The 9,394-nt window shown below is 44.7% G+C and carries 9 protein-coding genes; 4 read left to right on the forward strand and 5 right to left on the reverse strand.

All coding sequences use genetic code 11. The features are described 5' to 3' along the window. Positions 1-913 precede the first annotated feature (913 nt). The 4 genes from F459_RS0121335 to F459_RS0121350 form a co-directional block, all read right to left on the reverse strand. A complete protein-coding gene (locus F459_RS0121335) occupies positions 914-1,648 on the reverse strand; it encodes an ABC transporter ATP-binding protein (RefSeq protein ID WP_020614681.1) in 735 nt (244 codons plus the stop codon). Position 1,649: 1 nt separating this feature from the next. Further along, complete coding sequence (locus F459_RS0121340) at positions 1,650-2,438, reverse strand: ABC transporter permease (protein WP_020614682.1); 789 nt, start codon at positions 2,436-2,438, stop codon at positions 1,650-1,652. A 22-nt stretch (positions 2,439-2,460) separates the two neighbouring features. Further along, positions 2,461-3,615, reverse strand: coding sequence for a UDP-galactopyranose mutase (gene glf, locus F459_RS0121345; protein ID WP_020614683.1), 1,155 nt, complete (start codon positions 3,613-3,615; stop codon positions 2,461-2,463). Positions 3,616-4,227: 612 nt separating this feature from the next. After that, a complete protein-coding gene (locus F459_RS0121350) occupies positions 4,228-4,836 on the reverse strand; it encodes a superoxide dismutase (RefSeq protein ID WP_020614684.1) in 609 nt (202 codons plus the stop codon). Positions 4,837-4,955: 119 nt separating this feature from the next. Here F459_RS0121350 and F459_RS0121355 point away from each other — a divergent pair, with 119 nt between their 5' ends. The 4 genes from F459_RS0121355 to F459_RS0121370 all read left to right on the forward strand — a co-directional run bounded on the left by F459_RS0121355 (position 4,956) and on the right by F459_RS0121370 (position 8,791). Beyond that, a complete protein-coding gene (locus F459_RS0121355) occupies positions 4,956-6,842 on the forward strand; it encodes a methyl-accepting chemotaxis protein (protein ID WP_020614685.1) in 1,887 nt (628 codons plus the stop codon). Between the two features lie 144 nt (positions 6,843-6,986). Next, positions 6,987-7,436 carry a VOC family protein gene (locus F459_RS0121360; protein ID WP_020614686.1) on the forward strand — a complete coding sequence of 150 codons (450 nt, stop codon included), beginning with the start codon at positions 6,987-6,989 and terminating at the stop codon, positions 7,434-7,436. A gap of 63 nt (positions 7,437-7,499) precedes the next feature. After that, a complete protein-coding gene (locus F459_RS0121365; RefSeq protein WP_020614687.1) occupies positions 7,500-8,339 on the forward strand; it encodes a hypothetical protein in 840 nt (279 codons plus the stop codon). Positions 8,340-8,359: 20 nt separating this feature from the next. Further along, positions 8,360-8,791: a GNAT family N-acetyltransferase gene (locus tag F459_RS0121370; protein WP_020614688.1), complete on the forward strand. Its 432-nt coding sequence runs from the start codon at positions 8,360-8,362 to the stop codon at positions 8,789-8,791. Between the two features lie 404 nt (positions 8,792-9,195). Here the strand turns inward: F459_RS0121370 and F459_RS22835 are convergent. Continuing rightward, positions 9,196-9,394 (reverse strand): ATP-binding protein (locus tag F459_RS22835; protein ID WP_020614645.1); only part of this gene is annotated, 199 nt, incomplete at its 5' end.

Raw genomic sequence — 9,394 nt, forward strand, 5'->3', positions numbered from 1 at the left:
CCGTCTATCTTCTGGTCAAAGCCGTCTATCTTCTGGTCAAAGCCGTCTGCTTTCTTATTAAGAGAATCCAATTTCATGTTAATATTTAAAATAATATCTTTTACTTTTTTCTTTAATCTAAAAATATTTTTCATTCCTCACTCCTGAAAAACATATTTTGAGCTTTTAGAAAATCTTTCTAAAGCCTTTTTCACCAAAATTCGGTATGTACTACTGCTTTCATTTTTGTAAAGGAATCCTTTATTTATAGCATAACATTCTCTGGCATACCGACAAAAGATCATCAAAATTAATATTTGTGGACAACACTTTTCTCTGATTTATATACTCTTTACTATTCCATATAGTATCAAATCTTCTTCAAAAACCTTCTAATTGATGCCCAACTATTTTCCACGTTCTTCAATATCTTGAACTATTTGTACTAACTATTTTTTTCTTCATCCATCCGGTTTAGCCAGACCTTAAACATCCTCCGCTTAGCTGACGGCTCTTCTCTTATCAACTCATACGCTTTCATTCAGTGCCGCTTTAAGCAACTCCTCATCCCTCGGCTTTTCAAGATATACGCACTTGACCGATTAGGTAATTTAAAGGTTATTGAAGTACCTCAATTGCCCAACGGTCAACATCTATAATCGAAAATACCGGGCCGTCTACTAACTTTCAAGTATCAACGGTCTCGCTTTGTGTCATTATCTCAGGATGTTCCTCTATTTTTCCAAGCCAAATATTATTTTTTTTCCTGCAAATTGCCGTAATTTTTTTCATGTTACACTTCATTTTAAATATACACTCGTCTAAAAAGATAAAACATTGGTCATATGTTCCATACATGACAGCAATTATAACCTCGTTCCACCAGCTCCCATCAAAATATTGAAACGAAAAAACTGCATTATTCATATAAAAATTATTTCATATATTCCAGATAAGCTGTTGCTACCTCTTCCGAGTCTCCATAGCTTTTAACGACTCCCTCTTCTATCCACAGTACTTTTTGACAATATTGTGTAATCATATTCATGCTATGAGAAACCATTACAACCGTTCTGTTATCCGAAATCATTGACTCCATTTTCTTTCTGCTCTTTTCTTTAAACCGTTCGTCTCCAACACTAAAAAGCTCATCAATGAGCAAAAGGTCAGGATCAACATTCACGGCAATAGAAAACGCAAGTCTCGATTTCATCCCCGAGGAATAGGTACGCACAGGATTTCCAATAAAGTCTCCAAGCTCGGAGAATGCAATAATTTTCCCCATCCGCTCTTTTAGCTCCTTCTGTGAAAGTCCAAGTAAAAGGCCGTTAAGATAGATATTTTCATGCCCCGTCAAATCGGGCTTGAAGCCGACCCCGAGGCTCAGGAGCGAAACCGACTTAGCCCGGTTTATCACCCTCCCGCTGTCAGGAAAAAGCGTATTAGCCAAAACCCGTAAAAGCGTCGACTTTCCTGAACCATTTGATCCAATAACACCAAGGTTCATACCGGAACCAAGGGTAAAAGAAATACCCCTTAAGGCTTCAAATTCCCTTTTTTCCTTTCGCTTCCGCTGCAGGATCACCTCTTTCATCGCCTGGGGACGGTAAAAAGAGTATTTGAGATGGACATCCTCAACTTCCAGGATAGGCTTTTTCTCATCGCTCATATCAGATCACCTTGCTGTAGTTCTTATCCGAGCGGTATAACAGTGGAATACCAATCAGCATCAGAAGGACACTAACAACGGCCCATACCCCCAAATATTTGTAATATGGAGAGGCCCCATACATCAGGGTATTGCGAAAACTCATGAAAAAAGCCGTATTAGGGTTACACCAGATGATTCTAGCAAATTGTGCAGGCAGCTGATCAATGCTCCATATACCCGGAGAGGCAAAGTACCAGAACATGACAAGATAGTTCACCAGGTGGCTCATATCATCGAACAGAACCCCAATGTGGGTAAAAAGAAGGCCGATGGAATAGTAAAAGAGCAAAAAAACCAGAAAGGCAGGAATAAACTCTAGTATGTGCCAGGAAAGGGGTATATGGTAGACCCACAGCATAGCCCCCAGAATCAACAATCCAAAGGCAAGCTTGATGCTATTGGTAAAAACAACCACCAGCGGGAGGATAAACTTTGGAAGATACACCTGCTTAATGATCCCCGCGTTTGCCCTGATGCACCTGGTACTCTGACTCATGGTAGTTGTTGCAACCTTCCAGGGCAAAAGAGCACAAAAAACATAGACAGGATAGGCCGGGGTCGCTCTTCTAAAGATCCCCTGTACCAGAAAGGTATAGACAAGCATATTCAAGAAGGGATCCAGAAGCCACCAGAAGTAGCCAAGGATGGTATTGCTCAGCTCGGCCTTGAGACTCGATTTCACCGAATAGGCCGTATAATGTCGATATTTCTTAAGGTCCCTGAAAAATTGTCTCACATAACGCAGCACAATATACTCCGGATCAGTTTTATCACGCAAAGAGGCCCAAGGCAAGGGAAAGGGCGCTTTCCATCACCTTGTCCATGTCGTAGTAGCGGTATTCGGCAAGCCGTCCCAAAAGATGCAGGTTCCCATACGCATCGGCCAAGGCCTTGTAGCGGCCGAACAGCGCCTCGGTATCACTGTTTTTTATCACGTAATAGGGGTTGTTCCGCCCCTTTTCATAGTCGCAGGGGTACTCCCTGCACACCACGCTCCTGCCTAAAGGAGGGGAGAGCTGAAACTGCTTAAACTCCGTGATGCGGGTAAAATCGTAGTTGTTCGGATAGTTGACCACGGCAGCTTTCTGGTAGCGGTCGACATCCATCGCCTCGAAACGGATATCCAGAGAGCGGTAGGGAAGCGGCCCCTCGCAGGAAGCAAACAGCTCGTCCACAGGCCCCGTATAGATCACATCTCCGCTAAACGGCCTTCCTTCAAGAAAAATCGTACCAGAATCAAGCCGTATCAGATCCAGGCCATCGCACTGTAGCAGCAGATGGATGGAAGGATGATCGGCCATGGCGGAAAACATGGCCGTGTAACCTGCACGGGGAATCCCCTGAAAGGGATCGGCAAAGTAGCGGTCGTCCCTGGAAAGCACCACCGGAACCCGGTCGGAGACCGAAGGGTCCACCGCCTCAGGGTCAACACCCCACTGCTTTGCCGTATAGTGGAGAAAAACCTTCTCGTAGATGAACTCGGAAAGCTCCTTGAGCTCATCATCATCCGAAGCCTTAAGCGTTCTGATCGGAACCCTGGAGCCGAAACCGAAGGTATCGATCAGCTTCCGTTCCAGCCCTGCCTGGGGGCTTTTTGGAAAAAGTGCTTCCAGGCTGTGCAAATTAAAGGGAATCGGCACAAGCCTTCCGTCGATCAGCCCCAATACCCGATGCTGGTAATAATGCCACTCGGTAAAACGGGAGAGAAAATCCCATACCCGGCGATTTTTCGTATGAAAGATATGGGGCCCGTACTGGTGGATGTAAATCCCATTTTTATCCAGCCGATCATAGCAGTGGCCGCCGATATGGGAGCGCTTTTCTATGACAAGCACCCGCTTACCACGTTCCGCCGCCTGACGGGCAGCGGTAATGCCGGCCGCCCCGGCCCCGATCACCACAACATCAATACTATCCAACACCATTATACCCCTATCGTTTTCATCATGCGTTCATCATACACGATACATCAGGGAGCCGAATGAAATAGCCAAAAGCGCGCACCTTCCCCCATTCCCTTCGCCCTTGAAGGTAAAAACGTGCCCGCCGCAATCCACTGCTCCCGTCCCTTATCGATCACGGCCGAAGGTAAGGCAGCCGAAACATGCTCTTCCCGTACCGAAACCTATCAGATTATACAAAACAGGGGCAGTCCTGAGGGGCCACCCCTGTCTGGCGATCACATCACCGTGCTCTCCATATCTTACTATTGCCCACATACCGGTAATTTTCCAGCATCCCCTGGAAACATATAACAAACATGGAAAGAACAGGGCATTGGTGGAGGCTTCTATGATGGGCTGCCATTGCTGGAAACATTATTTCATCTCTCATTTTCCCGACAGGCGCGGTATATATGTTCAGATATTGTTTTCACATCAATGCGCTATCCCGAAACAAGGACATCACATTCGAAATTATACCCCTCTGTTATACCAGATCCCGGCGAAAAAATACAGCCCTTTGTAAACATCGTAAAAAACCCCGAACCGCGGAGGCGATTCGGGGTACAATGGAGGGAATAGTAGAATACGTTCTTAGATGGCCGCTTTGTAAAGTTCGGCGACCTTCGGCCAGTTGATCACCTTGAAAAAACTCTCGATATACTCGGGTCGCCGGTTCTGATACTTCAGATAATAGGCGTGTTCCCAGACATCGAGGCCGAGAATCGGCACAAGCCCCTGCGTTACGGGGTTATCCTGATTTGCCGTGCTTAAGACGACGAGAGAACCCTTGGCATCCAGCGCAAGCCAGGCCCAGCCGCTTCCGAACCGGCTGGCTGCAGCAGCGGAGAATTCCGAAATAAAGACATCAAAACCGCCGAAGGAGCTATCGATCTTCTCGGCAAGTGCCCCATCGGGTCTGCCTCCCCCCTTGGGCCCCATAACCTTCCAGAAAAGGGAGTGGTTGTAGTGTCCGCCGCCGTTGTTCCGTACCCCGGTACGAATATTCTCAGGAAGCGCATCAAGCCCGGCAAGGAGCTCTTCGATGGATTTGCTCGCATACTCGGTACCCTCCACCGCATTGTTGAGCTTGGCAGTATAACCTTCATGGTGCTTGTCATGGTGTATGCGCATGGTGCGCTCATCAATGTAGGGTTCAAGTGCATCATAGGCATATGGTAAATCCGGTGTGATAAACGACATAAAAAACCTCCTCATGGTTCCTTTAATACTATACTAATTTACTATGATTTAAAAGAAAAAGAAAGTTTTATTGCGAGACGCTTTGCAGCTTTCTATGATTGATATCGGGAGGAATCCATATGACGACAGCAAACACACTGAGCCTTAAGCTTTTTGCCCTAACAGAGCTTATCTTTATTCTTCCGCCCCTGCTTTTGGCCCCCTACGCCACCCTCGGAGGTGTTGCAGACGTGGCAACCATGATCACCTTTGTGAAGCATCCGCTCGTCCCCCTTTCAACCGGAGCTCTGACAATCTGCGCCCTTTTGGCATTTCTGGTCATCTGGAGGCTGTTCTTCTCCCGGGCTGTTGCAAGCGGTGATACGAAAAAGCTTGCCGCTGCCGTACGAACCGGCGCCCTCCTCTTTCTCTTCTTTCTTATTCTTGAAATGCTTATCGGGCATGTTATCTTCTTCAGAGCCGTTACTACGGACCTCCCCGCAGGCAAGCTCTTTGTGTTCCTCTATCTCCTGATTTTTCTCACCTTCGTCTCCGCCCCCCTCTTTCTCTCCTTTATCATGACCATCGAACACAGCCTCTCGTCCATGGAACTCTACATCACAAGTTCCTTTTTCTCCCTCAAAAACAGAATGAACATCATCATCCCAAGTCTGGTCTTCAGCTCCATCGCACTGCTCACCACCGTCAGCCAAAGCCATCGGCTGAGAACCCTTATCGGGCCACCGCCCCCTGTAAGTCTCCTGACCACCCAGCTGATCGTTGTTCTGGCAAGCATCACCCTGACACTCATCGTCCAGAAAGCCCTTTCCCAGACCATTGCACGGCCCGTAGCAAGGCTCAAAGGGCTCCTGGAACAGGGGATGAACGGCGATGTTACCGTCAGGAGCAGGGAACTGGCCCAGGACGAAATCGGATTCTTAAGCAGAACCAGTACGAAATTCTTCATCACCCTGGATGAAAACTTCCAGGCCATCAAAAACGAATCCCAACAGCTGATCAGCAACAAGGTGATCCTCAACAGGGAAGTCGAACGGGTACACGGGGCCATTAATGAGATCGTCACCAGCATAGATAAGACCGAAAGCAGCGTTTCGGGCCAGGCACAACAGGTCGACAAGACAGCAGCCACCGTGGAAGAGCTAAGCAAAGGCGTAGATCTGCTCAACAAGGCCTTAGAGCAGCAAAAAGAGCATATCAGCAGCAGCAACGAAGTCGCTGCATCCTTCGACCGGCAGGGTGAGGATATCCGGCAGGCCGTCCAAAGTGCCATGGAGGGAGGAGAGCTCCTTGATCGCCAAAACCGAACCACCTATGACAAACTCGAAGAAACATCCGGCGGCATACAAGCCGTGGTGCGCCAGTCAGAAAACCTCATCGAGGCAAACCGCCTGGTGGCGGATGTGGCCAACCAAACCAATCTTCTTGCCATGAACGCGGCAATCGAGGCCGCCCACGCAGGGGAAGCGGGCAAAGGCTTCTCCGTTGTCGCCGACGAAATCCGATCTCTGGCCGAAACCACGGCCGAACAATCGAGGGAAATATCAGCAACCCTGAAAGCCGTTGTAGAAGCGATCAGAAAAATCGACGAAGACAACCAGGAAACCTTACGCTCCTTCAGCAAGACAAACGACGCAATCAATGAAATCACCGGCCTCATCGCACGACTCAGAGAATTCACCGAAAGCTTCACCCGCGGATCACACCAGGTCAGAGAAGCCATGGAATCGATAGAGGTCATCAACCAAGGCATTCACAGCCAATCCGACGCCATGAAAGAGGGGAATCGGAAAATCCTCTCATCCGCAGCCACCCTGCGCTCGGCCAGCAGCGACGTTCTCGCCTCGGTCAACACCATCAAACGCCAGACCAGCCACATCGACCGTGCAAGCCTCGACCTGTTGCGTACCAACGGAGAAACCGACAAGGTTATTCAGACCATGCAGAAGATGGTGTCCGAGATAAAAACAAGCGGAAAGAAGGCAGAAATGAGCCATGCTAACGATTAGCTAGTATTACGAATATTGGTGGTACGATAACTACGGCCTGGTAGTATTCAACGCTCCTTTCGTGGTACAAGTTATAATCATACAGATGTTATCTGCACGAATTCCATGTTGGTAAAGGGAATTAGGTGTAGTATTGGATGGAACATGAAAACAAAATTCTCACACGTGAATATCATTAGCAATGACTGGAGAAAATTAGCTGATTTTTATATCAGAGTATTTGATTGCAAACCCAAACCGCCAGAAAGAGATCTTTCAGGTAAATGGGTTGATACATTAACTGATTTATCAAATGCAAAGATAAAGGGAATGCATTTGCTTCTTCCCGGTTATGATATTGATGGGCCGACATTGGAGATTTTTGAATATAACGAGAATATACGTAATACCGGTAAAAAAATAAATGTAGAAGGTTTTGGACATATTGCCTTTGCAGTGGAAGATGTGGAACAAAAGTTAAATCTTTTATTGGAAAACGGGGGGTCTGTAGTTGGAAAATTGATTGATGCAGAAATAGATGGGGTTGGAAAGATTACCGTAGTTTATGCAAAAGATATAGAAGGCAATATTATTGAAATTCAAAAATGGGAATAAAAAGAACACCACACCTAACAGAGAAAATAACGAAAAATCTTTACGCTACTAAAAAGGTGATGTATGAAGAAGAAAATGAGGATTGGTCTTATAGTAATTCTGTCATTATTCGTTCTAATCATGGAGGAGTTCCTATTTGGAGCCCTTCTTCCGTATTCTCCCGTGTTCATCGGCTTTCATAAAGTCGAGAATGATAAAGTTTCTATCTATTACCATAAAAACTTGTATCTTGATATTGATGAAGTATCAAAAATTATTGCCGAATCGGAAGATTTCCATACATTAACATATACGAAAAGAATTAATATTATTTTAACAGAATCGGAAAAAGAGTTTTATAGATATACATTCAGTACGTTTCGTTTCTTAGCGGTGAAAAACAAAATATTTGTCTCAGGAAGAAACATACAAGATAGTCAAAATGGGAAAATCCATATGTACGCATATCTAAAACATGAATTATCACATCTGCTCATATATCAGAATATGTCACCAATCAATTATTTTCGAAATACAGTTCCCGGTTGGCTTTTAGAGGGTATTGCAACCTATCATTCCGGAATGATTGGACAGGATTCGTACTATTCCAAGGATGAAGTGTATAAAACTATTCAAAATGGGATATTTCTAAATCCAATTGATTGGAAATCAGGATTTCTCGTTTCTCAGAGTTCTATAGTAAAAGAGTTTCCTTTATCCGGAAATGATAAGTATTTCTTTATTTACTCTGAACTTGGTTGTGTCATAGAGGATTTGATTCAACGCTTCGGGCACGATTCTTTCATTAAATACATGAAACTATCCATGAAAAATGGAGACAATGAATCAATATTCTATAAATTTTTTGGTATAGAATATAAGGATTACATTAAGCAATTTCAGGAGATGGTCCTTACTTCCTAAGAATACGTAGAGGGGATTATATGATCATACAAAAAATGGAAATAGATCATTATGCAGAAGTAAAAAGAATCTGGACAACAACTGATGGCATGGGCTTACGTTCAATTGATGATTCTAAAGCAGGAATTGAGAAATTCCTATTAAGAAATCCAAATACAAACTTTATATGTAAAATGGATAATAGTATTGTTGGAGTAATTCTTTCCGGACATGATGGAAGACGGGGGTATATTTATCATACAGCTGTCAAAAAAGAATTTAGAAAACAGGGAATCGGAAAAAAGCTTGTTGAAGAAGCAATCTTGTCACTCAGAAATGAAGGGATAAACAAAGTCGCTTTGGTGGTTTTCAAGAATAATTCCGGGGGAAATAGTTTTTGGAAAGCATTGGGCTTTGAAGAAAGAAGTGATTTGATATACCGAAATCTGTCGTTACATGCTGAGAATATATAGTACTTGCCCTGTCCCCGGAAAATCTAAAGAAACAGTACACTACCTATAAATGCTGTTTTAAAAAGTCTATACATGACCGTTCCATTTGTTTTAATCCTAGCTCCTCTATTGGGAAATGCCCAGCCCTATCCAAAATTACGGTTTGTTTTTTACATCCTAAACGATTGTAAAAAAGATTGATAGTAGCGATCAAAAGGTTTCGCACTTTCAGATTTGATCGTAAGTGGATCTTTAATTCTGCGGTAGCGTTACATTGAGCCATTGTTCTCACTCCTTCAGGATTTTGTATCACTACTAAACCCTTCGGAGGAAACAATGGCTCCTTTTACTTAGTCAAATGTCAACACCGGAATGAAATTGCAGTTTTTCACCGGAGTTAAATTGCAGAGTTCCGGCAAAAATCTTTAGAAGCCAACGGCTCCAATTTTCATTCTGTCTTTCATGCGATACGAATCACCCTTCAGGCTGACTACATGCGAATGATGTAGGAGCCGGTCTAAGGTAGCAGTGGCGACCGCATCATCAGCCATAATCTCACCCCACTTGCCAAAGGTCTTGTTTGAAGTGAGGATGATAGATCCACGTTCATACCGGGTGTTGATG

It is taken from the genome of Sediminispirochaeta bajacaliforniensis DSM 16054 (assembly GCF_000378205.1).
Taxonomy (GTDB): Bacteria; Spirochaetota; Spirochaetia; order DSM-16054; family Sediminispirochaetaceae; genus Sediminispirochaeta; species Sediminispirochaeta bajacaliforniensis.

What these genes read in the sequence shown, in the direction of transcription:
- glf (WP_020614683.1), bottom strand. Translation starts at nt 3,615, where the DNA reads ATGGTGTTGGATAGTATTGATGTTGTGGTGATCGGGGCCGGGGCGGCC.
- F459_RS0121355 (WP_020614685.1), top strand. Translation starts at nt 4,956, where the DNA reads ATGACGACAGCAAACACACTGAGCCTTAAGCTTTTTGCCCTAACAGAG.
- F459_RS0121335 (WP_020614681.1), bottom strand. Translation starts at nt 1,648, where the DNA reads ATGAGCGATGAGAAAAAGCCTATCCTGGAAGTTGAGGATGTCCATCTC.
- F459_RS0121365 (WP_020614687.1), top strand. Translation starts at nt 7,500, where the DNA reads ATGAAGAAGAAAATGAGGATTGGTCTTATAGTAATTCTGTCATTATTC.
- F459_RS0121350 (WP_020614684.1), bottom strand. Translation starts at nt 4,836, where the DNA reads ATGTCGTTTATCACACCGGATTTACCATATGCCTATGATGCACTTGAA.
- F459_RS0121360 (WP_020614686.1), top strand. Translation starts at nt 6,987, where the DNA reads ATGAAAACAAAATTCTCACACGTGAATATCATTAGCAATGACTGGAGA.
- F459_RS0121370 (WP_020614688.1), top strand. Translation starts at nt 8,360, where the DNA reads ATGATCATACAAAAAATGGAAATAGATCATTATGCAGAAGTAAAAAGA.